The organism is Paenibacillus terrigena DSM 21567 (assembly GCF_000374845.1).
Classification (GTDB): Bacteria; Bacillota; Bacilli; order Paenibacillales; family Paenibacillaceae; genus Paenibacillus_K; species Paenibacillus_K terrigena.
Window position 1 is genome coordinate 149,016 of the sequence record NZ_KB895417.1, and the last position, 24,334, is coordinate 173,349.

Annotated in this window: 16 protein-coding genes; all 16 read left to right on the forward strand. The window is 48.2% G+C overall.

Annotated features, from left to right (window positions below; translation table 11 throughout):
* The first annotated feature begins 171 nt into the window (after window positions 1–171).
* The 16 genes from C558_RS0116815 (at window position 172) to C558_RS31250 (ending at window position 24,033) form a co-directional block, all read left to right on the forward strand.
* Window positions 172–873 carry a response regulator transcription factor gene (locus tag C558_RS0116815; RefSeq protein ID WP_018757455.1) on the forward strand — a complete coding sequence of 234 codons (702 nt, stop codon included), beginning with the start codon at window positions 172–174 and terminating at the stop codon, window positions 871–873.
* Window positions 873–2,237, forward strand: a complete 1,365-nt coding sequence (locus C558_RS0116820) for a sensor histidine kinase (protein ID WP_018757456.1) — start codon at window positions 873–875, stop codon at window positions 2,235–2,237. The genes C558_RS0116815 and C558_RS0116820 overlap by 1 nt, the downstream gene beginning before the upstream one ends.
* Before the next feature lie 27 nt (window positions 2,238–2,264).
* A complete protein-coding gene (locus tag C558_RS0116825) occupies window positions 2,265–3,047 on the forward strand; it encodes a hypothetical protein (RefSeq protein WP_018757457.1) in 783 nt (260 codons plus the stop codon).
* 704 nt (window positions 3,048–3,751) lie between these two features.
* On the forward strand, window positions 3,752–4,870 hold the full coding sequence (locus C558_RS0116830) for an ABC transporter ATP-binding protein (protein ID WP_018757458.1): 1,119 nt from the start codon (window positions 3,752–3,754) through the stop codon (window positions 4,868–4,870).
* A gap of 13 nt (window positions 4,871–4,883) precedes the next feature.
* Window positions 4,884–7,850, forward strand: coding sequence for an extracellular solute-binding protein (locus C558_RS0116835; RefSeq protein WP_018757459.1), 2,967 nt, complete (start codon window positions 4,884–4,886; stop codon window positions 7,848–7,850).
* Window positions 7,840–8,835, forward strand: a complete 996-nt coding sequence (locus C558_RS0116840; RefSeq protein ID WP_018757460.1) for a carbohydrate ABC transporter permease — start codon at window positions 7,840–7,842, stop codon at window positions 8,833–8,835. The genes C558_RS0116835 and C558_RS0116840 overlap by 11 nt, the downstream gene beginning before the upstream one ends.
* On the forward strand, window positions 8,835–9,749 hold the full coding sequence (locus C558_RS0116845; protein ID WP_018757461.1) for a carbohydrate ABC transporter permease: 915 nt from the start codon (window positions 8,835–8,837) through the stop codon (window positions 9,747–9,749). Before C558_RS0116840 ends, C558_RS0116845 begins: the two co-directional genes overlap by 1 nt.
* A gap of 24 nt (window positions 9,750–9,773) precedes the next feature.
* Window positions 9,774–11,885: a YIP1 family protein gene (locus C558_RS0116850; RefSeq protein ID WP_018757462.1), complete on the forward strand. Its 2,112-nt coding sequence runs from the start codon at window positions 9,774–9,776 to the stop codon at window positions 11,883–11,885.
* Entirely contained in the window at window positions 11,885–14,242 is a 2,358-nt protein-coding gene (locus tag C558_RS0116855) for a DUF5696 domain-containing protein (RefSeq protein ID WP_018757463.1), read from the forward strand. Before C558_RS0116850 ends, C558_RS0116855 begins: the two co-directional genes overlap by 1 nt.
* A 4-nt stretch (window positions 14,243–14,246) precedes the next feature.
* Window positions 14,247–15,116: a carbohydrate ABC transporter permease gene (locus tag C558_RS0116860; RefSeq protein WP_018757464.1), complete on the forward strand. Its 870-nt coding sequence runs from the start codon at window positions 14,247–14,249 to the stop codon at window positions 15,114–15,116.
* A 17-nt stretch (window positions 15,117–15,133) separates the two neighbouring features.
* On the forward strand, window positions 15,134–16,096 hold the full coding sequence (locus C558_RS0116865) for a carbohydrate ABC transporter permease (RefSeq protein ID WP_018757465.1): 963 nt from the start codon (window positions 15,134–15,136) through the stop codon (window positions 16,094–16,096).
* 85 nt (window positions 16,097–16,181) lie between these two features.
* Window positions 16,182–17,069, forward strand: a complete 888-nt coding sequence (locus tag C558_RS0116870) for an AraC family transcriptional regulator (RefSeq protein ID WP_018757466.1) — start codon at window positions 16,182–16,184, stop codon at window positions 17,067–17,069.
* Window positions 17,070–17,196: 127 nt separating this feature from the next.
* Window positions 17,197–18,174, forward strand: coding sequence for a metallophosphoesterase family protein (locus C558_RS0116875; protein ID WP_018757467.1), 978 nt, complete (start codon window positions 17,197–17,199; stop codon window positions 18,172–18,174).
* 650 nt (window positions 18,175–18,824) lie between these two features.
* A complete protein-coding gene (locus C558_RS32625; RefSeq protein ID WP_018757468.1) occupies window positions 18,825–22,775 on the forward strand; it encodes a polysaccharide lyase family 8 super-sandwich domain-containing protein in 3,951 nt (1,316 codons plus the stop codon).
* Between the two features lie 349 nt (window positions 22,776–23,124).
* Window positions 23,125–23,592, forward strand: coding sequence for a zinc ribbon domain-containing protein (locus C558_RS31245; protein ID WP_018757469.1), 468 nt, complete (start codon window positions 23,125–23,127; stop codon window positions 23,590–23,592).
* 9 nt (window positions 23,593–23,601) lie between these two features.
* On the forward strand, window positions 23,602–24,033 hold the full coding sequence (locus C558_RS31250; RefSeq protein WP_018757470.1) for a hypothetical protein: 432 nt from the start codon (window positions 23,602–23,604) through the stop codon (window positions 24,031–24,033).
* Window positions 24,034–24,334: the final 301 nt, after the last annotated feature.

A 24,334-nucleotide genomic window follows, 5' to 3' on the forward strand; every position in this document is an offset into this window, starting at 1 on the left:
AATGGTCGGGTGTTTTTGTGCAAATCTGGAATTGTAGGAAAACCTTGAGCCGAGTAGGGTTCGATGCTATATTAATAGAGTCCTTTCTTGGCAGCATCTTCAGCAGACCATAGGAGTCCTCGCGCTCTTATAGATAGCTTTACAACAACTAAAGTTCTGAGGGGTGACAGCATGAACATTCTCATCGTAGAGGACGATGATTCGATTCGCAATGTATTACAGTCGTATCTCATTAACGAAGGTTGGACGGTACATACTTCCGAAGATGGCAATGATGCGCTTCAGAAAATTTACAATTTTAAGTTTGATCTACTGCTGCTGGATTTGATGATACCGGGTGTATCGGGAGAGGAGATTTGTAAGCAAATTCGCAAATTCTCGAATATTCCAATCATTATGATCACGTCTAAGGCGCAAGAAATGGATACGATTAACGGTCTGAATCTAGGGGCGGACGACTACATTACGAAGCCGTTCCGAATGAAAGAAGTGATCGCGCGAATCCGTGCCATCCAGCGCCGAATGAATATGTTCCCCGTGAATAATCAGACCGTGATACGGTTCAATCGGGGCAATCTCGTGATTAATTTCGAGTCGAAGGAAGTCTATGTGAATTCCAAGCCGGCCAATCTGACGATTACCGAGTTCAAATTGCTCAGTGTGCTGGTAAAGAATCCGAACAAGCTCTATACGAGGCAAGAGCTGTCTTATGAAGTTCAAGGGTATCGGGATATCGGCGACGGACGAACGACCGATACGCATATTAAGAATATCCGGAAGAAGATTGAAGAGGATCACAAAAATCCGGTGTACATCGTAACCAAAATTGGAGGCGGTTACAAGTTCTCCTATCATTCGGATGAGGGGTTCTAATGGGCAAATACGGGATCCTGCGAAGAACACAGTTCATGCTGTTCTTCACACTCATGATGACATCGATTCTTCTGATGTTGACGGCGGGACTGTTCCTAAGCCTCACCTGGAATGAATCGTTAACGGCGTATAAGAAGCAAGTGATTCGAGATCAGACGCATAAAATGGCTTTCACTCTCCGATCGAATCTCGAACCGGGGATCCTCTCGAAGGAGCAGACGGAATGGATGCGGAAGGCTGTCAATATCTATGCCATGCATGTGCGCTATTATGGACCGGACCATCAGAGCGTTCTCTTTGATTCAGTCCCCAAATCGCATAAATGGGCTGTGCCGTACACGGTGAGTGTACCGATTTCGGTTAATGGGGTACTGCTGGGTTATTTGGATACGTTCGTTGATTTGAATAATGTACAGCATATTCCTTATTTGGCTTTTCTGGCGAACAATCTTGTTCATCAGAATAAGGGAAACATTTTCTTCGTGATCCTCATATCGATTCTTGTTAGTTATGGTGCGGCACGATGGTTATCGAGGTCCTTACGGACAAGCGGGAAGATGGCGGAGCTCATTACGAGCGGAGATCGCGACATTGTCATCCCTACGGCGGGTATGAAGGAGCTTGATCAGCTCACGCATGCCATCAATACGTTATCCGCAGATTTCACAAAGCAAGAGACGTGGCGCAAACAGTCGATGCAGGATTTGACGCATGAATTGCGGACGCCGCTTACTTCAATGCTTTCACGTATGGAAGCGTTGATTGACGGCATTTATCCGGTGAATGAAGAGAATTTGAATCGGATTTATGCAGAGATTGATCGTCTATGCCGGTTGGTGGATGAGGTGGAGAAACTATCTGAGGCCGAAGGCGCGAGATTCCAACTGGTCATGCAGCAGGTCGATTTGCGCGAACTCGTGAAGGACGTCTATGAGAACATGATCTTTCTCGTCAAAGATAAGGGCATTACGTTCCATCTGCATCACTTGCATGTTCCATGTCCAGTCCGCGTAGATGCGGACCGCCTCATCCAAGTGATCACCAATGTCATATCGAACGCGATTAAATATACGCCGACAGGCGGAACGATAGGGGTAGGCCTCTCGGTAAAGGATGCGCATACCGTTACGATGTACTGTACCGACAGCGGAATTGGCATTTCGGAGCAAGACCTTCCGCTTATTTTCAATCGATTCTATCGTGCGGACAAAGCTCGTTCACGCGGTACGGGAGGGATCGGCGTCGGCTTAAGCATCGCCAAAGCATTGATCGAGGCCCACGGGGGAACGATTGATGCGGAGAGCGAGCTGGGTGAAGGTTCAACGTTCTGGCTGCATTTGCCGCTTGCGAAGTCGATTCATTAACACATCATCTTGTCATGGAGGTAGATCATGCTGCTTCAACGTGCTTTTGTCCAGATCCTTCGATATCCGATGTTGATTCTATGTCCTATCATTTTGGATCTTATCGCTTATTTGCTCGGCGGGGCGTTGGTAGGTTTTATCGGAACATCGTCTCTATCGTATCGACTAATTCTTGAGATGGGATTGCCGTCGGTCAGCCATTTGATCAATATTCCATTGCTGCCGAATCAATTACAATTTATGAACATTCCTGGCGTACCGACCATCGGCTGGGCTGCTGTGGTGCTGATGCTGCTCTTGATGACCTTTGCGCAGGGCGGATATATTGGCATTCTTTGGCAAGCATCGATCGGAGAGCCGGCATCGATCAGGGGATTTATACGGGAGGGCAAGGTCTACTGGATCCGGTTTATTTTCCTTTATCTGATGATCATGTTCGCCAAGACGGCAGTCACGACACTTCTCGTGATGTTGTTCCAAGGGATTGGATTGTTCCTATCGTTATTGGTCTTCATCGTGCTTCGCATTCTATTTATCTATCTTGAATTTACGATTGTGGTTGATCGATCCCAGCTGGATGCAGCTTTACGCCGCAGCAGGCAATATTTCAAGCAATCCAGACTGAAGACGATGGTACTGGTGTTTTGTTTATTCGTCGTATCGGGGCTGTTGAGTACGCTCATTCACCAGCTGTGGAGCCCGTATGCGATCCTCGCTGGCATCGTGATCGGCGCTTACGTGGTATCGGTGATTCAGCTTGCATTGATGATGGTGTTGAGTCAGGTGCGAGCGCAATTGGAATCTGAATAGGATTGCATGTAAAGGTTGTCCCTGTAAGCTATGGAATATCGCGGGGGCGGCCTTTTGTGTTGTCTTTGAGAAGGTTTTGTAAGAACGCTTATCGCGCTACAGGGCGATGAAATCGTTCTTCTTGGGAGGTATCTTGCCCTTCGTTTCGACCGCTCTCGTACCCCACCGTCTATGGTGGATATGTGCACTATAGAAGCCCCTTTTTCACTCCATTCCGCAGCTATGTTGGATCGTAGCAGGATAGCTGGCCGAAATGGCTTGTTGTTCCCCTCAAGCGCGAGAAGTTAGTGTAAAAAATCCAGTATAGAAGTTGCGTTGCAGCCAATTCGAGCTTCTATGATGCGAAAATCCACTATAGCCATTCTCACTCCCAGGCACAACGACGAGAGGGTGTAATGAGGTCGAACCCCACACCAACGTAGCAAGCAAGGGGATGGGCAGGGGGAGGAGAAGCGATAGCGTCCGCCTTTAAAAAACGTGTGAACTCCGCTGCATATCATTCAATCCACACGTTTTTTAACAGCGGGTGGAGCCCCCTACCTATCCCCCTCCCGTGCTCCAATTTAACGGGTTTGCTCCCACTATCATCCCGCGCGTTGTCCCATCTTCACACGAAATCCACAACAATCACACACTACGCTCACAGTAAAATTGTTAGTATCAAGATATATAGATTTGCACATCTATAGCCTAGGAGGGGTATCATGTCGAGAATCGTGTTTAATCATGTACACAAGCGCTATGGAAAATATCAGGAATATGCAGTGAAGGATTTCAATCTGGATGTGAAGGATCAAGAGTTTCTCGTCTTCGTAGGCTCTTCGGGATGCGGGAAATCAACAACCTTGCGTATGCTCGCAGGGCTTGAGGATGTATCTGAAGGTGAAATTTATATTGGTGATACGATTGTGAACGATATACCTCCCAAGGAACGGGATATTTCGATGGTGTTCCAGAACTATGCGCTGTATCCGAATATGTCCGTGTATGAGAATATTGCTTTCGGACTACGGATGCGGAAGCTTCCGAAGCATGAGATTGACCTCGCTGTGAAGCGGGCGGCACGCGTACTCGAAATCGAGAATTTCCTCGATCGCAGACCGAAGGAATTATCCGGGGGTCAACGCCAACGGGTTGCGCTCGGGCGAGCGATCGTTCGAACCCCGCAAGCCTTCTTGATGGATGAGCCGTTGTCGAACTTGGATGCGAAGCTCCGCGTATTGATGCGCTCCGAAATCGTCAGCTTACATAAGAAAATCGGCGTGACGACGATCTATGTCACGCATGATCAGATCGAGGCGATGACGATGGGCGACCGGATCGTGGTCATGGAGAAAGGGATCGTGCAGCAGGTGGATACCCCAGAACGCGTCTATAATCACCCGGCGAATCTATTCGTCGCTAAATTTATCGGGAACCCGCCGATGAACTTCATTCAGGGCAAATTGCAAGAGAATAATGGTTTTCTCGAATTCCACACGAACCGATTTTCGCTGCAATTGACGGAGCGCCAGGCGTCGCAATTAAGAAAACTTAACCTTGTCGACCGTGTGGTGATTCTCGGAATTCGCCCAGAGAATATCAGCTTCGAGGAAATTATGCTCGAGACGTACCCGCATTCGATCGTGAATGGCATTATGGAGCTAAGCGAGTTCGTCGGGTCGGATCGTTATTATCATATGGATATCGGAATGGATAAGCGGTTCGTGGCGCGGGCGCATCCACGCTACCACTTCGATGATGGCATGCGCGCATCGGTAGCGGTGGATATGAACAAAGCGCTATTTTTCCACAAAGAGACTGAGATTTTATTAACGGATTAATGGAGGGAGACAGATGGCAAAACGATGGTACAAGGTTGTTAGCTACCCCTTGATCATCATGATTCTTTCTGTGGCTGTACTTGGTGTAGCAGGTTTTCCGCGTCATTCGGACGGAGAACAAGCACAAGCCGACCCCTCAGAAATCATGAGCAATAGCCTTTCACATGATCCTTACTTCTATGAAGTGAAGAAGCAATGGGAGAAAGATCAGGTTCCAGCGGGAACAAAGGAAATATCAATCAATTTGAAATCGATTGCGAACCAATCGCCAGATGCGTCCATTCAGATCGGCTCCTATCAAGGGGAGAATGATGTACTGCTGTGGTCTAAGCCAAGAGGCTGGATCGAGTATGAAGTGGATGTGGCGCAGGAAGGTCTCTACGAAATGGCAGCCGAGTACTTCCCATTCACGGAGGAAGATGGCGGCAGCAAGCAGCCAGTCATGATGACAGTCCAGCTCAATGGCAAATTCCCTTATCGGGAAGCGCACTCGATCTCACTCGAACGTGAATTCGTCGACCAGAAGCCGGAGAAGTTCGATGCAGACGGGAATCAGCTGCGTTCGCTGCTGAACGAGATCACAGGCTGGAAGAGCAAGGTGATACGGGATTCCCAGAATGCTTATGCAACTCCACTCTTATGGCATTTGCAGAAGGGGAAAAATACGATTCGCATCTCGGTGCTTCGTCAGCCGATGGCCTTGAAATCGATCCGTTTGCAAGCGCCTTCAACCCTTCCATCTTACGAAGAGGTAAGTAAAGCATACCCATCCAGAGCAACGACCGCGCAGAACATCATCGCACTTGAAGCTGAGAACTTCACAACCAAAAACTCTTCATCCATTCAAACGCAATATGACCGAAGTCCATTAACAACGCCGAAGTCATTAGACCTCGTGAGCTTTAATACAATCGGCGGAACGGTCTGGTACAAAGGAGGGCAAGCGGTATCATGGGATTTCGATGTGCCGGAAGATGGCCTCTACAAGATCGCTTTCCGCGTCAAACAGAACTTCCGCAAAAACCTGTCAGCATTTCGAACGATCTCCATCGACGGTCAGATTCCATTCAAGGAGCTCACGAACTATCCCTTCGCCTATCACTCGGATTGGTATGGGGCTACGCTCGAGCAAGAAGAAAATAAGCCGTTCACGTTCTATCTGACGAAAGGTAAACACGCGATCAAGCTTGAAGCAGGCTATGAGCCTTATGTACCGATGCTTGCCCTAATCGATCAAATGTCCGCGGAAATTCGAGATATTTCGCAGGAAATTCGCATTGCTACAGGCAACAGTGAAGATGAATATCGGGTATGGGATGTCGCACGGGATATTCCGGGTATCACCGATCGCTTGCAGCGGCTGAAGCAGCAATTCGAAGTGCTAACCGCACAGATGGATCAGATCAATCATGAGACCAATAGTGTGTCGCAGACGTTCCGAACATCGGTGCAGGATCTGAAGGATCTGCTCGATAAACCGAACGAAATTCCATACAGCCAACTAACCATTGGATCACTGCAAGAGAAGCTGGAGTCGCAGCGGTCGCAATTGATGGATAGTCAATTACAAATCGATAAGCTGTATATTGCACCGCTTGAGGCGGAATTGCCACGCATGGAAGCGGGGTTCTTCGAGAAAGTAGGCGGCATGTTCGCATCGCTATACTACTCGTTCACAGCGGATAACCAGATAAGTAAACAGAATGATCAAGAACTTAACGTCTGGATGTTCAAAGGACGAGATTACGTAGATGAGATGCAGCAGCTTGCAGACGAGAAATTCACACCGGAGTCTGGTATTCGCGTGAAGGTGAATCTTATCCAATCGGCAGACCTGCTCGTTCTTGGTAAAGCAGCGGGCATCCTCCCGGATGTTGCTATCGGGGTATCGAATACTTCGATCTTCGATTTGGCCTTGCGTCACGCAGCGCTTGATCTGAATACGATGCCGGGGGCCGATAAGCTTGTCTCCAGCTTCCATCCAGGGGCGATGCTTCCATACCGCTATGACGGCGGGGTCTACGGGATTCCGGAGACGACCAACTTCAAAGTGCTGTTCTATCGCAAAGATATTCTGAAGCAGCTTGGGCTCACCGTTCCGAACACATGGGATGACGTCTATGCGATGCTTCCAACGCTACTCCAGAACGAGAGTAACTTCTATGTCGATCCGGCAGACTTCTCCTATCTGTTCTTCCAGAACGGGGTAGAGCTCTATAAGCAGGATGGGCTATCGACCGCACTCGGCGAGCCGCAGGCTTTCGAAGCGTTCAAGAAGTGGACGGATCTATTCAATGTGTATGGATTAGAACGCCAAGTTGCCAGCTTCTACAACCAGTTCAGAGATGGAACATTGCCGATTGGCATAGCCGATTTCAACCAATACATGCAATTGCTCGTCGCTGCTCCGGAAATATTGAACGAATGGGGCATCGCGCCGATTCCAGGTACGAAGCAAGCAGATGGGACAATTGCAAGATGGTCTGGGGGTTCAGGCATTACCCCAACCGCCAGTGTCTTATTCAACGATACGCCCAAAGAAAAACAAACCTTGGCATGGAAGTTCCTTGAGTGGTACATGTCGGATGAGATCCAGACCGAGTATGGTCTGAATCTGGAGCAATACCGCGGCGAGGCGTTCCGGTGGAATTCAGCGAACGTGAATGCTTTTGTCAATATGCCATGGAAGACGGAAGATTTGCAGGCCATTCTTGAACAGTGGAAATGGATTAAAGATATTCCGAACGTTCCTGGTGGATATATGACGCTGCGAGAGCTCGGATTTGCTTGGAACCGCGTCACGATTGACGGTGAGAATGTACGAATATCCCTGGAGAAAGGGATTAAAGAAATCAATCGGGAACTGAAGCGCAAGCAGCAGGAATTCAACTTCATCGATAGCGACGGCAATATCATCAAGAAACTAGATCTTCCCACAGTGACGGAACCATGGAAGGGAGCGGAAGTAAATGTCGACTAGAACACCGATCCTTTCTGATCATCCAAGTCCAGCACCGGCTGGACTTGGCGAGACGAAGAGCAAATTATCGCAGAAGCTGCGTTATTTATTAAGTGAAATATGGAAGTTCCGGCTGTCCTATTTGTTTATCCTTCCATTCCTTGTGTTGTTCGTGATTTTCATCCTGATCCCAGTCGTTGCCGGCGTCCTGCTCAGCTTCACATACTTCAACGCGATTGAGTTCCCAACGTGGAGAGGATGGATGAACTACCAGAATCTCTTCTCGCAGGATATCGTATTTTTGCAGCATGTCCTGCCTAACTCATTTAAATTTGCGTTGTTCGTCGGCCCGATCGGTTACATCTTCGCCTTTGTTCTGGCGTGGTTAATCGCTCAATTGCCATCTACGCTCAGAACCTGGTATGCCTTAGCCATGTATGCTCCTTCTTTATCCGCAGGGGTAGCGATGACGGTTGTATGGACGGTAATGTTCACGGGCGATCGATCCGGTTATATCAATAGCTTCCTGCTCAAATGGGGACTCATTGATAAGCCGGTATACTTCCTGATCGATAAGGATTATTTGCTCAATATTATGATCGTGATCTCGATCTGGTCCAGTATGGGGATCGGCTTCCTCGCGATCCTGGCGGGTATTCTTAATGTAGATAAACAATTGTATGAAGCCGGGAGAATCGACGGCATTTCGAGTCGATTGCAGGAAGTGTGGTACATCACGATCCCGATGATGAAGCCGCAGATGCTGTTCGCAGCCATCATGTCGATCGTTCATACACTCAAATCGGGAGGCCTAGGCTCGACGCTGACGGGAAGCAATCCAACACCGAACTATGCTGGACAGCTTATGATTGATCACATCGGGGACTTCGGCTTTATACGTTTTGAACTGGGTTACGCCAGCGCCATTTCCATCGTGCTGCTCATCATGTGCTTCCTGCTGAGCAAGCTGTTCTGGAAGTTGTTCGGACCGAAGGAGGATGAATGATGCAAGAGATCCAAATGATGACGACCAAGCGGACGTGGTCTGCGAAATGGCAGGATTTTGTCTTCGCAGTCCGGCAGGTGGACCGAACACAGATTGGGATTGCGATCGGCTTAACCCCACTGGCTATCTTCATGCTGCTGCCGCTCTTCTATATCTTTAACCATGCGTTCAAGCCGCTGCATGAATTGTTCTTATTCCCTCCGACATTCGTGGTGAGAGAACCGACCATCCAGAACTTCTCGGAGCTGCTTGCCTTGACGGAATCGACGGTTGTGCCTGTCGCGAGATATATCTTCAACAGTATCGTCGTGACGTTCTTAGCTACACTTGGAATGGTAATCTTCGGAGCGATGTGCGCCTATCCGCTTGCCAAACATAAATTTCCGGGTTCTAAAATCGTCTTCGGCTTGGTGCTGACCTCGCTCTTATTCGCGACGGAAGCGATTGCGATCCCTCGATTCGTCGTCGTGCAGAGCCTTGGGATTATGAATACCTATTGGGGGCATGTGCTGCCGATGATCGCGATGCCTGTCGGGGTATTCCTCCTGAAGCAGTTCATGGATCAAGTTCCGAATGAATTAATCGAAGCAGCCAAAATTGACGGCGCATCGGAATTTTTCATTTTCCTGCGCATCGTTATTCCAATTGTGTCGCCAGCAATGGCTACAATCACGATCCTGGCATTCCAATCGGCTTGGGGAAATGCAGAGACTTCAACCTTATTCATGCAGGATGATGCAATGAAGACACTTCCTTTCTATATGGGGACGTTAACGTCGAACTTAGCTAATTCGGTAGCAAGGCAAGGAGCGGCGGCGGCTGGTGCATTGATTATGTTCATTCCATCCTTGCTTGTGTTCTTAGTCTCCCAACGGAAGGTCATTACAACGATGGCGCATTCGGGGATTAAATAAGCGATAGGAGAAGGGGGTTCCGACATGAAAAACAATCACAGCAGGCGGAAGTTTGCGATTTGGTTCGTTTGCTTGATGACGATAACGCTATTTCCAACAGCTGCATTCGCGGATGTGCCGTATCGAACATTTACGAAGGATAGCTATGGTCGTACGATTATGACCCAACCTGCCTATGCACCGAAAGGCGTCATCGCAAGGGATATCCCTACGCTGAACCAGCAAGGCGAGGTCAGCTATACGCCCTTGCAAAGACCTCAAGACTTGTTCATTGATCGTCAGGACCATATCTATATCGCCGATACAGATAACAATCGAATTATTCATTTGGATCCGAGCGGAGAGCTGATACGGATCATTACGCTGCCAGAGAGTCCGTTGAATCAGCCGCAGGGGGTATTTGTGACCGAAAATGGGGACCTCTTCATTGCGGATACCGGCAATAAACGAGTCGTGCACACGGATAAGGGAGGTCGGCTCGTTCAAGAGTTGAAGCGGCCGAAGTCGAGCTTCATGAATGATCAATTTGTGTATGAACCGACGAATATGGTCGTTGATAAGCGCGGATTCATCTATGTGGTATCGAAAGGGAGCTACAACGGTATTATCGAATTCGATCCGGAGGGCAATTTCCTCAAGTTCTTCGGAACGAACAAAACGGAAGTCAATCTGATGGACAAAATCCGTAGACAGTTCTATACGAAGGAGCAGCTGAGTCGACAAGTTCGATTACTTCCCGTTACGATCCGTAACATTGAAATTGACGACCAAGGCTTTATTTATACCGTCTCGGGTTCCAAATCGGAGCAAGTGAAGAAGTTGAACATTCGTGGCGAAGATTTATGGAAAGAGAAGGATATCGATTTTGATAAAAATAAGGCATATCGGCGTACTAGCAGTGAACAGATTGAGCCGCAGTTAACCGATGTTTCCGTCGATCAGAACGGGAATATTCTGATGATCGATAAGTCACGTAACATCATTTCGCAATATGACGAGAATGGCGAATTGTTGTTCTATTGGAGTGGCAGTTCAACAACGGGAAATTCATTAATCGGGTTAACCAAAGCACCAACGGCTGTCGCGACCAATTCTCGGAACGAAGTGTTCATTCTGGATGAAGCGCTCAATCTCGTACAAGTATATAAGCCGACGGAATTTGGATCGACGGTACAGGCGGCATACAAGTTCATGCAGGATGGCAAGTATCTTGAAGGCGAGAAATATTGGACCAAGGTGCTGAAATTAAATGCGCATTTCTCCCCTGCTTTTCAAGGGATTGCGCAAGCGGCCTTCTATCGTGAGGACTATGAGTTAGCGCGTGACATGTTCAAGCTCGCTGGGGATGAGGGTGGATTCTCCGATTCCTTCTGGCAGCTGCGACTCGTGTGGTTCCAGAAGAATTTCTCGATCTTTGCGAATGTACTCATTGTGCTGGCCGTCTTGATCTGGATTCTCGGACTTTTGAAGCGGAAGTATAAATTCAGGATTCTACCGAAGACGACCCTGCTCGATCGGCAGCGCTGGTATCAGCAATTCAAGCATGTGTTCTATATTCTGAAACACCCGATTGATGGCTTCGGCGATCTTAGGTATCGGCAAAAAGGCAGTTATATCAGTGCCTTGATCTTGCTCATCCTGACGCTTGTCATGATTCTGGTGAAGACGTTCTACTCCAGCTTTACATTCAATCCAGTCCCGGATTATGAGAAAGGTGCCAGCTCGATGCTGATCATCTTCATGTCGGTCTGGCTGTCTTGGGTCGTCTGCAACTATTTGATCGGTTCCATTCGGCAAGGAGAGGCAAGGTTCAAGGACGTATTCATGGGCAGCTCTTATGCGCTGTTCCCTGTTGTATTGTTCGGCCTACCGCTGGCGTTGATCTCGAACGGGCTTACGCTCAGCGAAGCATCCATTTATCATTCGATTGAATGGGCGATGCTGCTCTGGAGTGGGCTGCTGTTCTTCTGGAATATCCAGGCGATGCAGAATTATGGTGTGGGAGAGACGGTCGTCAACATTCTGCTCACCGGAGTGACCATGATGATTCTGTGGATTATGATCTTCATTCTGGTCGGCCTGTCTTCCGAGTTCAGCAACTTCATCTATACGATTTATCAGGAGGTATCGATGTGATGCGATTATTTCGTTCGAAGAAATTACTGCTATCGGTGACTGCATGCATCATATCTGTATTAACGATTGTCGGGTTTATTTTCGCAGCATCGGGCTCAGATTCGCAATCTAAGCAACAATCGGCTGAACAGTCTAGCGAGCCATCAACAGCGCAACAAGCGAAGGTGAAGCCGGCCAGCGTGAAGGTCGCCGCTGCTGGTACCCCAGTTGCGAGTGGGTTGCCAGATGAACGTACATTCAAGCCCTTGGTAGAGAATCAGCGATTACAGTTAAAGGTCGATGCGAGTACAGGCCATTTCCTCGTGGTGAATAAGCAGACGGGAGATGTATGGCGTTCCTTCCCGAATCCGAAGAATTGGAAGGAAAAGTCTAACACGGCAGCCTGGAAGGACCATCTCGCATCGCCCTTCATGTTCCGTTATGTTGAATTCAATATTCGGAAAGACTTGCTCAAAGAGTCGAACCTCATTGCACAGAAGGGAACGGTCTCGCAATTTGAGGTGACAGAGCACGGCTTCAAAATTCAATATGAGCTCCCAGAGCTTGGCTTCTCGATTCCCGTGGAAGTCACCCTCGGAGATGATTTTGTTGAGACGAAGGTGCTATCCGAAGGATTGAAGGACGAGAGGGTATACACCGCGGAAGAATTGAAGACGAAGAAAAAAGATCCGCTGGCTAGGCTCGTATCGATTCGTCTCTTCCCTTTCCTTGGGGCGCAGACTTCGGATGAGGAGGATGGGTTTCTGCTCATTCCAGATGGCTCAGGAGCTTTAATCGATTTCAAGAAATATCGTGCAGGCACCCAGAACTTGTACACGGAACGCGTATATGGCGATGACTGGGCATATAGCAACCGCAATATCATGTCCGAACGCAAAGCGATCAAAATGCCGGTCTTCGGCATCAAGTCAGCGAACCAGGCGATGGTTGGTGTCATCCGTGAAGGGGACGACTATGCGAACGTTGTCGCTGCGCCTTCCGGGTCATTCAGTCAATACAATTGGGCGACGGCAGAATTCGAATATCGCTTCAAGTTCTTCCAACCAACCGATACGAAGAAGAAGAACGGTTATCTGATGTACAGCAAAGAAATAACGAAGTCTGATCGTTCTGTCAGGTATTACTTTATCGATCAGCCTGAGGTTGATTATGCGCAGATGGCAGATCGGTATCGTCAATATTTGATCGATGAACAGGGACTGAAGCCGCTTCAAGGCAAGAATGCAGACATGAAGCTTCAGCTCCATGTCCTAGGGGCTGACACGGAGATAGGCTTCTTATGGGACTCCTACCTGCCTCTTACGACAACCGCAGAGGCCAAAGAAATTGTGCAGGAGCTCGGTGCACTCGGCGTCGATGACATGTCCATTACTTACTTGGGCTGGCAGAATGGCGGGTTTAGCAAATTCGGAGGGGCGTTCCCGGTCGGTTCGAAGATTGGCGGGAATGAAGGCATGCAGCAATTCATTGATTTTGCCCATACGAGCGGGTTTCCGGTTTATTTGGACGCCTCATCGTATACGTTCAACAATACCGGCAAAGACGGCTTTCGCGTGAAGCGGGATGGACTTCGGGACCTTGGTTCATCCGTCATCGAATTCAATTCTTGGGATGATCAGCGTACGACGTTCGTCAGTCCGAAATTCATGCAGAAGGTGATACAGGATGATTTGCAGGACGCGAAAGATCTGATGGTGGACGGTTATATGTACGGTCAAGGGGTCGGCAATCAGTTAAATACCGACTATAACGAGAATCACAAGGTATCAAGAGAGGAATCGATGCACATTCAGCAGGAGATCATGAATCAGACGAAGCAGTCGCTCGGGAACGTGCAAGTCGCGGATGGGAATTTGTATACCTTGCCGTATGTGAATCATATGCACAATATGTTCGCGAGTAACTCTTATGATCTGTTCGTGGATCGCGCGATTCCTTTTGCACAGATGGTTCTGCATGGTCTCGTTACTTACTCATTTGACTATGCCAATTTAAGTGATGATTATGAGGAGAGTTTCTTGAAAGGAATCGAGTACGGGGCGGTGCCATCTTACATCGTCACGTATGCCAAACCGCAGGAGCTGCTCAAGTCCCTTCATTTGGATCGATTCTACAGCACGTATTATAAAGATTGGATTCAAGAAATCGTATCGCAATATCAGCGTTATACGGAAGCGCTGGGTGATGTCCAAGGCGAGTTCATCGTGAATCATCGCGAGTTAGCGCATGGGGTGTTTGAGACGACATACGCGCATGGCAAGCGCATTATTGTCAACTACAATGAGACGCCGTACAACCTGGACACACAGCATGTGGTGAAGGCGAGAGACTTTATTGTTATTAAGGGAGGTGCGTGATGGAATGAGTCGAAAACGCGTGCTTACCGCTCGGTCTTTACGGAGGCTCGAAGGGACGCTGTTTATAGCCCCTTGGGTGATTGGATTTATCGCGTTCTTAGGGTTTCCGCTTCTTTTCTCGTTGTACATGAGCTTTCATACAGTTAAGATTCTACCGAATAAGGTCGCCTATGATTTTGTCGGTCTGAAATTCTACCGCGAGATTATCCTGAACAGTTCCGCGCTTTATGATAAGTTGATCCCTTATTTTCAAGAAGTAGTGCTTATGGTACCGGTGATTGTTATTTTTGCACTGATGATCTCGATTCTACTCAATCAGAAGCTGTACGGTAGATTCCTGTTCCGCGCAATTTTCTTCCTGCCAGTAATCTTCTCGACCGGCGCGGTACTGCTGCAGTTTATTAACCAGGGGGAGGGGAACCTCGGGTTCCTGGAGCGGTTCGAACTTGGCGGCTATCTCGATACCTTCCTCGGGGACAGCTCTTGGGCGAAGCCGGTGAAGGAGGTTCTGAATCACTTTGTACTCGTCTTGTGGTACTCGGGAGTTCAGATTCTGATCTTCCTCGCCGGGCTGCAGACCATCTCCACCTCGGCGTATGAATCGGCACGAATTGACGGGGCAACCCCGTGGGAAGTCTTCTGGAAAATTACGCTTCCTGCGATGTCGCCGTTTATTCTGCTTAACTTGATCTATACCGTGGTCGACATGTTCACCTTCCCATCCAATCCGGTCATTGAGCTGGTGAACACAGGGAATTACGGGTTTAACAGCGCACTGGCCTGGATCTATTTCTTCATTATCATCATTTTCTTGGGGCTTGTGATATTGATCTATTCGATCATGAATCGTAGACATGCTAAAAATTACGTCTAGAGGGGAGGGAATCGCAGATGCGGACCATATTATCCGATGTGAAGGGTCGTCGATTTCTAACAAAGCGACGGATCAGGCAAGCACGTAATTTGGTGCTCGGGAAAGAGATTAACCAAGGGCTTGTATTTAAGCTGATCTTGTACGCAGTCCTTATCATTACTTCATATATTTACATGAATCCGATGCTGAAGATGCTCGTGAAGATGGTCATGAATGTGAAGGATCTCGTAGATCCGACAGTAACATGGGTGCCATCCTCCATTTATTTGGGTCATGTGGCAGAGGCGTGGAAGCTGCTGAATTATGAGAATTCATTAATGATCAGCTTGTTCATCGCCGTGAGTGTAGCCGTGTTACATTGTATCTCCTGCGGATTGGCGGGATATGCGCTCGCTCGATTAGATGTACCGTTCAAACGAACGATCTTCTTCCTATTGATGCTTGCGTTCATTATTCCACCGCAGGTTATCATTCTGCCGACGATTATGGTCTATACCAAATTAGGCTTAAACGGTCATCTCATTACACTGATTTTACCGTCAATCTTCGGGTTTGGGGTCAAAGGCGCCTTGTTCGTCGTCATCTTCAGACAGTTCTTCATGACGCATTCGAAATCGCTTGAAGAGGCTGCGAGAATTGACGGGGCGACGGCGCTAAAATTCTACTTCCGCGTGATGTTCCCGCTCGCAAGACCAGCGATCTTGGTCGTCTTCCTGTTCTCCTTCGTGTGGACGTGGAATGACACCTATTATCCGCGGATGTTCCTCAGTCCGACCGGCGATATGCCGCTTGCGATGAAGATGACCTTCATCGATACAGCCTTGGGGCAATTTATTCAGAACGGGGGATTCCCGGAATATATGGCGGAGCCGATTAAGATGGGTGCTAGTTTCTTGACGATCCTGCCGCCCGTGCTGATCTATTTATTCGCACAGCGTTATTTTATCGAAAGTGTGGAAAGAACGGGCTTGGTCGAATAGAAGAATCCGAGCGTAAGCCTCAGCAATATTCACCACGTTGCTGGGGTTTTTCTCTCGAATCAAGTAGAGAAAGGAATGACACTTCATGCTGGATCAGCTGCCTAGCCTTAGTCCAGAAGAGACACTTCCATTGCTGCGTAATCAATTCTATTATCCGCCTTATATTACACTCGCTCGGATGTTCAAGTCTCCGAAGAGCTGGTTCATGGCACCCCAAGGGTTTAAGCAGTACCAGCTTCTGTACGGTGTTGCGGGGATGGCGGAGAATATCGTGGACGGTAACACCTATGTGATGCGAAAAGGGGATGTCTATCTCATTCCGCCGAATGCGATTCTTTCACAGCATCCTTGCCCAGCGGACCCGTTTACCGGGATAACTGTCACCTTTCATTTTGGACGATGGGAGTCGCCGCTGGAGACCATTCTGGGTAGAGGCCCTTATCTGGGCAATGATGAGAACGGGTCTCTGCATGGGATGTTCATATCACTCATTCATGCGATTAAGAAGCATCACCTGTCCAGCAATATGCTGGCGCAAGGGCTGCTGCTTCAAATCATCTATCAATTCGCTCAGAATCGTCCTGCGCTCGAAGCGCCAACCGCAAGTACGACGAAAGTGAATGCGAAGATGGTGCAAATCTGCAATTATATGAAAGAAAATTATCGGCAGGCGATTCGGTTGGATACATTAAGTGCGATCACGGGACTTAGCAGGAACTATATCATTCGTCAATTTCGCAAATGTTACGGCTCCACGCCAGCGGATTATCTCGCTTCGATCCGCATCGAGAAGGCCAAACAGTTAGCGATCCAGACGGATCTAACCATCACCGAGATTGCCAATCTAGTCGGCTATGCGGACCTGCATTCGTTCAGTCGCATGTTCAAGAAGCGGATGCAGATGAGTCTAAGTCAATTTAATGCCACGGTCATTTCGTCCTTGGATCTTGAATCTCCGGTGGAGAAATCGTAGAGAGGTTCAGAAACATCACCGCATCTGTGCCGCATATGCTATATTTGGATTGACATGGAAGATTCAGGAACCTATCAATATGCAGCTGTCTATCGGTGAGGATAGGCTGACAAAGGGGAATCGAAAGATGAAGAAACAACTCAAGTTTCGTGAAGATAGTTCGTTTGTCATTGTGCAATTTTCGGATGTGGAAATTCTAGATGAATTTGATTATGACCCGGAGACACCTCTCTATGATGCCAAGACGAAAGCTTTAATGGAGCGTGTCATGGATGCAGAGAAGCCGGACCTTGTCGTATTCGCTGGGGATGTGGTGGCGAGCAACCGGGCAAGAGATCCGCTCGAATCGTTCCGCCGTGCGGTTGAAGCTGTAGAAGCGCGCGGGATTCCGTGGGCCGCGGTGTTCGGCAATCATGATTCGGAAGGCGTAGTGCCTCGGAAGCAAATGCATGACCTGCAATTGCAGTATGCGCACAACGTAGCGGAAGAAGATCCTGAAGGTGTAGAGGGTGCAGGGAACTTCGTCGTTCACGTGACAGATGAAGATGATCATACAGCAGCGGCGCTCTATTTCTTCGATAGCGGTGACTATGCTCAGCAAGGCCATCGGGTTGGCGGTTACGACTGGATCCGTCGAAGCCAAATCGATTGGTACACCGGCAGATCAAGTGAGCTGACCGCACGGAACGGCGGCGAACCGCTGCCTGCCCTTGCGTTCTTCCATATTCCGCTCCCGGAATACAACGACCTGTGGGATTTCCATACCTGCTATGGACATCGATTCGATAACTGGTGCTCGGCACCGAATATCAATTCGGGCATGTTCTCTGCGATGGTCGATATGGGCGATGTGATGGGGACATTCGTAGGTCACGATCATGGCAATGATTTCTGGGGAGAACTGCACGGGATTCGTCTTTGTTACGGCCGTTCGACACGCTATGTGAGTTTCGTGGACGGGGTGCGTCATGACCTCGTGCCGACAGGCGCACGTGTGATTCGACTGAAGCAAGGCGAGAAGCAGTTCGAGACTTGGATTCGCCAGACGGATGGCAGCGTGGTGCATGAGCAGCCGGAGCATAAGCCGGAGGGTCGGAAGGTGTAAAGAGATAAAAGCGCAAACGCCGTAAACGGCATTTGCGCTTTTATTTGTAGATTCATCGCGTTCGTTCGAGGTTAAGGAAGAAATCCGTTACACTCAAAAGATATACTACGCTTAGTATGGATAATAATAACCAATCTAATAGAATAACCCAGATCGGGATGTAGCGATGGAGTCTGAACAGGAATGAACAAAACGAACCGATTAGAAAGACCAAAATAGGAATGCTAACGAGACCCTCAGGGAGAATAAATCCTCCTAACCAAAACTTTGGATAGCAGAAGAACAAGAGATTAATAAATATAAATGGGATTAAGAGATTTAAGCTGATATATAACGTTAGTCGTTGTGCTGTTACTCACGATCGTCGACTCCTTATGCAATGGGATATGACGAAGAACATTCGACAGCGAGATGGTATTTCCTTTTTATGGATGGAACTTGTCGTGGATTAACAGAGATTTCTAAGAACCTTAGGAACCTTTGTCGAATGTATTGCGAAGTGCATATAGATCATCTATGTTAGGGGTAGAATCAAGCCCTAAGCGTGTTACTGCATGCAGGCATGAGCTTTAAGAGGCAACTCTTCTTGCGCATGTCTTTTTTGTGTTGTCTCGTATCAATATTTTAGCCAATGAATAGGAGGTCTACATGTGAACTGGCGACGGAGTCTGTTACTTGGATTGACAGCAAGTCTAATGTGTTCCATGCTGCCGATTACCCCTTCGATGACGGCATACGGTGCGGTAAGTGGTGGCAGAACGATCAACATGGCGGAGGGAAAAACAGCGGTATCCTCTTCGGTCGAGGGGACGACGACATTTTACACTGCAAATGCATTTGATGGCAGCATGGTTACACGTTGGTCGAGCAATCGGACGGATGCGGAATGGATTTACGTGGACTTAGGCAAGTCGATGTCGATTAACACGGTGAAGTTATTTTGGGAGGCTGCATATGGAAGCGGATACAAAATTCAAGTCTCGGACGATGGCGGGACGTGGAAGGATGTATTCGTGACCTCGACAGGTGACGGGGGAACAGATGAAATCACGTTCGAGACAGAGAATGCGAGGTATGTCCGAATGCTCGGAACGAAGCGGGCGACGCAATACGGATACTCACTCCTCGAATTCGAGGTTTACGGTCCTTCGCCTTTAACGATTGCATTAAGCCAAGAAGGTTGGAGTGATCAGGAAGTGACCTTTACGCTGCAAGTTGACCCTGCTGCGGAAGGGAATATCCGTGAGCTGCTCTATAAACTGAAGAAGGACGGTACTTGGCAAAAATATACCGGTTCCGTCACTGTTCGGGAGCAAGGCGAGACGGATGTGTATGCGAAGATTATGGGTGTCGATGGGAATGAAAGTCCGGAAGTCAAAGCAACGATTCGCATCGATACGATGTTCCCGGTGCTGCTCGCCAAGTGGCGCAATAAATTGACGGGAGGATCGGCTTTTGATCCGGCGGATCAAGATATCGCGGCAACGCTTCGTGCGCTGGAGTCGAGGGTGAAGAACCCCGATACGACGGGCTATTGGGATACGCTGAATAAGGCGGCGAACCGTACGTATTTGTGGAGCGATCTGAATGCTCCGTCTTCGCAAGCACAATATTCGGCTGATATTACGGCAGGCTACAATCGATTGAAAGACATGGCGCTCGCCTATGCGACGGTTGGTTCCAAGTATTATCAAGATCCACTTCTTCGTAAAGATATTCTTGATGCGCTCGATTGGCTGTATGCTCAGCGATACAACGAGAAAGCAACCGAACGGGGCAATTGGTGGGACTGGGAGATTGGCTCGCCAATGACCTTGAACGATCTCATGGCCTTGATGTATAGCGATTTAACCGAGACGCAGCTAGCGAATTATATCCAAGCCATCGATAAATTTGTGTTCGATCCGACGAAACGGACGAATTCCCCGACATTAATCGAGACCGGCGCGAACCGCGTAGATAAGTCACTTATTGTTGCACTGCGTGGCATCATTGGCAAAAATGGCACCAAAGTCGCGCAAGGCCGTGACGCCCTCTCGCAAGTATTCGCCTATGTGACCTCGGGAGATGGGTTCTATAAGGACGGTTCCTTCATTCAGCATTCCAATATCGCCTACACCGGCAGCTATGGGTACGTGCTCATCGATCATCTAGCGGATCTGCTCGTGCTTTTGAAAGGTTCGAGCTGGGAAGTGACCGATCCAGGGACGAGTAATATTTACCGCTGGATTCAAGATTCTTTCGAGCCGGTGATTTACAAAGGTGTCATGATGGACATGGTACGCGGCAGAGCGATCTCGAGAAAAGCTTGGCAGGACGATACGATCGGGCAAGCGGCGGTCGTTATTTTGCTCCGATTATCTCAGGCTGCACCAGCGGAGGAAGGGGCTAAGATCCAGCGTATGGCAAAATATTGGATCGAGTCTAGTAAATCTGGATCTTCGTTTACAGCAGGACTCCCAATTTCGGATATGCAGCTCGTCAAATCTCTCTTGCAAGATACGAGCGTTACGCCAAAAGAGGAGCTTGTCCTGCATAAGCAGTTCCCAGCGATGGATCGGGCGGTACACTTGCGTCCAGGGTTTGGATTCGGCATCAGTCTTACTTCGAAGCGTATCGCGAATTATGAGACGGGGAACAGTGAGAACCTGAAAGCTTGGTATACAGGCGATGGCATGACCTATCTATACAATCAAGATCTAGCGCAGTTCAATGATGACTTCTGGCCGACGGTGGATTCGTATCGGTTGCCTGGAGTAACCTCAGACGGGAAGACGCGAACGAGCGGTACGAATGATCGGACTTGGGTAGGCGGATCGTCATTGGAAGGAAAATACGGAGCGGTTGGGATGGATGTGGCTCCACGGGGCAGTACACTCCGGGGCAAAAAATCTTGGTTCATGTTCGATGACGAGATTGTAGCGCTTGGCGCAGGGATTCAGGCGACCGATGGGAGTACCGTCGAGACGATCGTGGAGAATCGCAAACTAAATGCTAGCGGGGACAACGCGTTGACGATCAACGGGGTATCGAAATCGGCGGCGCTAGGCTGGAAAGAGACTGTTCTCGGCGTTCACTGGGCGCATTTACAAGGGAATGTGGCAGGCTCTGATATCGGGTACTATTTTCCACAAGCAACGGATGTTGTAGGTTCACGGGAAGCACGCACAAATGCGTGGTCCGATATTAATCAGAAGCTCGAATTTACGGATACGGAATCCATAACGCGCAATTATCTCTCACTGGCTGTTGGCCATGGGACGAACCCGACGGATGCATCTTATGCCTATACATTGCTTCCGAATAAGAATACCCAAGAGACACAGCATTATAGCGAGAATCCCGATATTCGCGTGCTCAGTAACACCGGGGATCTTCAAGCGGTGGAAGAGACGAAGCTCGGCGTGACGGCAATGAATTTCTGGAAAGCAGGGACATCGGGTGAGCTGACGGCATCAAGCCCAGCTTCGGTTATGCTCCGCAAGGAAGGCAGCACGTGGAGCGTCGGTATCTCTGACCCAACACAGACGCAGTCGAAGATCACGCTGGAATGGAATCGCTCGGACCTTACCGTAGCAAGTAAGGATAGCACCGTTACGGTACTTCAGACGACGCCATCGCTCAAAGTAGAGATTCAAACCGCAGGCTCGAAGGGATCGACGCATGCATTCCAACTCCAGCAAGCGGCTGCCGCACCGATTGTTGTACAATCGACCCCTGCCAACGAGGCTAAGGATGTACCACTGAATCAAGAACTCTCGATTCAGTTCGATCAAGAAGTGAAGCCAGGGCAGACATTCGATCAGATTCAATTGAAGCAAGGAGAGACGGTGGTACCTGTTGTGATTAAGGTCGAAGGCAGCACGCTTCATCTGAAGCCGAGCAGCAAGTTATCGCCTGAGCTTCAGTATACGATTTTGATTCCAAAGGGAGCCATACAGAATAGCGGGGGAATGGGGATAGATGCCTATAGCAGCACATTTACGACGGTTGCGATGAAGACGAGTGCAACGTTAAGCGCTCCAGCGAAAGTCACGGCGGGGCAAGAAGTGCAGGTCCAACTAGGACTTTCACAAGTGAAGGATCCCGTATTCGCGCAGGATATTCGAATAAGCTATGATGCAAGTCGATTTGAGTTTGTGGAAGGGAAACCGAATCGTGAAGGGCTTCAAGTGCTAGAGACTTCCCAGCCAGAACCGGGCCAGGTTCGCTTCATCACAGCGAGTGCAGGCGCAGAGAATGCAGTATCCGGTGATGCGAACTTACTGAAGCTTACATTCCGGGCGAAGCAAGTGTCAGCGGCAACGCTCGGGAACATCGGAGTCGAATCGGCAATCCTTGGTGATGCGCGTGGAGCGGAGACAGCTGCAGCTCTGGCATCGATAACGATTGAAGTCGTCCCAGCAGGACCGGTCGTGCCTGAAGATGTAAACGGAGACGGCGTCGTCAGCATCGGCGACCTTGCGATCGTGGCGGCGAATTACGGCGCATCCGAGACGGATGCTGGCTGGGCGCAAACGAAGCGAGCCGATGTGACAGGCGACGGTAAGGTTGATATTGATGACTTGGCGATGGTTGCGCGGAAGATATTGAATTTGTAAACGGGTTATCAAGCAAATCAAAAAGGCTATCCGACCGGGTCTGAAAGGAACCGGCGGATAGCCTTTTGTGTACTTGACGTGTCCATCTCATTAATTAAAATTTGGTAGAAACAGCGTCACCTCATTATTTTTTCTTTTACATGTAATTTCAAATATTGACAAATGTTGACTCGATTGGACATAATGATTAAGACCTAGGTGAAAATTTTGGAAGTAGTCATACATATCTATCTCACGTGAGTCTCAAAGACTATTCGTTCTACGTATTTCATATGATCGTATATTGATGCAAGGTTTTTCTTCATTATTTAAAGTTAGCTTTAATAAAATACCTTAAGCAGGTGATCCGATGAGTTTTCTTGATAAGTTCAAAAAAGGAGTCGCGGAAGCAGGTACGCTAGCTAAAGTGACAGTTGAAGTAAACCGTCTGAAGCTCCAGATATCTAATAAAAGAAAAGAAATTCAAGAGTATTATTTGAAAATAGGAGAGGCTATGTTTCAGATTCGTCAAGAAGAGGAATCTGATGCGAAGCTTACATCCATCGATGAATGGTGCGCTCAGATCTTAAGCATTCAAGCAGATATGAAGGACTTGGAACTCAAGATCAAAGAATTAAGCAATGAAAAGACATGTGCTTGCGGAAAGGTTTTGCCCTTGGATGCGAAGTTTTGTGTCTCATGTGGACATAAATTCGAAGAGGTGATTGTCGTAACCCTAGAGCCTGAGCTTGAAGAGACGGCTACGTGTCCTTCATGCCATCAATCGGTACAGAATGACGCAAAGTTTTGTGGTAGCTGCGGCTATACCCTATCTTAGGAGGTTATTATGAATCAATTTTCTAATGTACTTCGGGAATATCGCAAGTGGATTCTATCTATTCCATTCGTAAATATTCTTTTGCCTTTTGCTCTATATATCTTATTTGGATCTATCGCGGTTGATTTTTTATGTAAATTAACCTATACGATTTTCCCTCGTATTTACGCTTATGGAATCTATTCTGTCATTTCGTTCTTAGATTCATTCGCTTATTTCGGTTTTTGGATTGGTTTTTGGTTGATTCTTGTCACAAAAGACATGAAATTGGCGCCATACGCTTTGTTTGCAAACGTGTTTGTGTTTTTGTTTCCGTTTACTAGCTTCTCATTATTCTCTGTACTTAAGGCTGCGATCTTTATCTGGCTGGGGTATCTACTTCTTAAGTTCACGGCCTCATCTAGCTATTCTGAAATTAATGAGAGAGAGATTACGGTATAGCAGCTAAAAGTAGTGAAGCACACTGCCCCTGTCATGCGTTTGCATGAAGGGGCTTATTTTATCTTACGATAAGAGGATTAGCGATGATATGTAATGACTGTCACGGACAGAATCAAGAAAAGGAACGTTTCTGTATCCATTGCGGTCATGAATTACTGAATGAAAAAAAGTTGTAGGTGGCCAGAACGAAGAAGAAATTATCTCCTCAGATTCAGATTTGGTAGACAGGGCTCATCATGCTCAAACATCAGCCGGAATTATTTCTCCCTGCTTACGGGTATCCGCTTCTTTTTTCAATGAT

What these genes read in the sequence shown, in the direction of transcription:
- C558_RS0116815 (WP_018757455.1), top strand. Translation starts at nt 172, where the DNA reads ATGAACATTCTCATCGTAGAGGACGATGATTCGATTCGCAATGTATTA.
- C558_RS0116820 (WP_018757456.1), top strand. Translation starts at nt 873, where the DNA reads ATGGGCAAATACGGGATCCTGCGAAGAACACAGTTCATGCTGTTCTTC.
- C558_RS0116825 (WP_018757457.1), top strand. Translation starts at nt 2,265, where the DNA reads ATGCTGCTTCAACGTGCTTTTGTCCAGATCCTTCGATATCCGATGTTG.
- C558_RS0116830 (WP_018757458.1), top strand. Translation starts at nt 3,752, where the DNA reads ATGTCGAGAATCGTGTTTAATCATGTACACAAGCGCTATGGAAAATAT.
- C558_RS0116835 (WP_018757459.1), top strand. Translation starts at nt 4,884, where the DNA reads ATGGCAAAACGATGGTACAAGGTTGTTAGCTACCCCTTGATCATCATG.
- C558_RS0116840 (WP_018757460.1), top strand. Translation starts at nt 7,840, where the DNA reads ATGTCGACTAGAACACCGATCCTTTCTGATCATCCAAGTCCAGCACCG.
- C558_RS0116845 (WP_018757461.1), top strand. Translation starts at nt 8,835, where the DNA reads ATGCAAGAGATCCAAATGATGACGACCAAGCGGACGTGGTCTGCGAAA.
- C558_RS0116850 (WP_018757462.1), top strand. Translation starts at nt 9,774, where the DNA reads ATGAAAAACAATCACAGCAGGCGGAAGTTTGCGATTTGGTTCGTTTGC.
- C558_RS0116855 (WP_018757463.1), top strand. Translation starts at nt 11,885, where the DNA reads ATGCGATTATTTCGTTCGAAGAAATTACTGCTATCGGTGACTGCATGC.
- C558_RS0116860 (WP_018757464.1), top strand. Translation starts at nt 14,247, where the DNA reads ATGAGTCGAAAACGCGTGCTTACCGCTCGGTCTTTACGGAGGCTCGAA.
- C558_RS0116865 (WP_018757465.1), top strand. Translation starts at nt 15,134, where the DNA reads ATGCGGACCATATTATCCGATGTGAAGGGTCGTCGATTTCTAACAAAG.
- C558_RS0116870 (WP_018757466.1), top strand. Translation starts at nt 16,182, where the DNA reads ATGCTGGATCAGCTGCCTAGCCTTAGTCCAGAAGAGACACTTCCATTG.
- C558_RS0116875 (WP_018757467.1), top strand. Translation starts at nt 17,197, where the DNA reads ATGAAGAAACAACTCAAGTTTCGTGAAGATAGTTCGTTTGTCATTGTG.
- C558_RS31245 (WP_018757469.1), top strand. Translation starts at nt 23,125, where the DNA reads ATGAGTTTTCTTGATAAGTTCAAAAAAGGAGTCGCGGAAGCAGGTACG.
- C558_RS31250 (WP_018757470.1), top strand. Translation starts at nt 23,602, where the DNA reads ATGAATCAATTTTCTAATGTACTTCGGGAATATCGCAAGTGGATTCTA.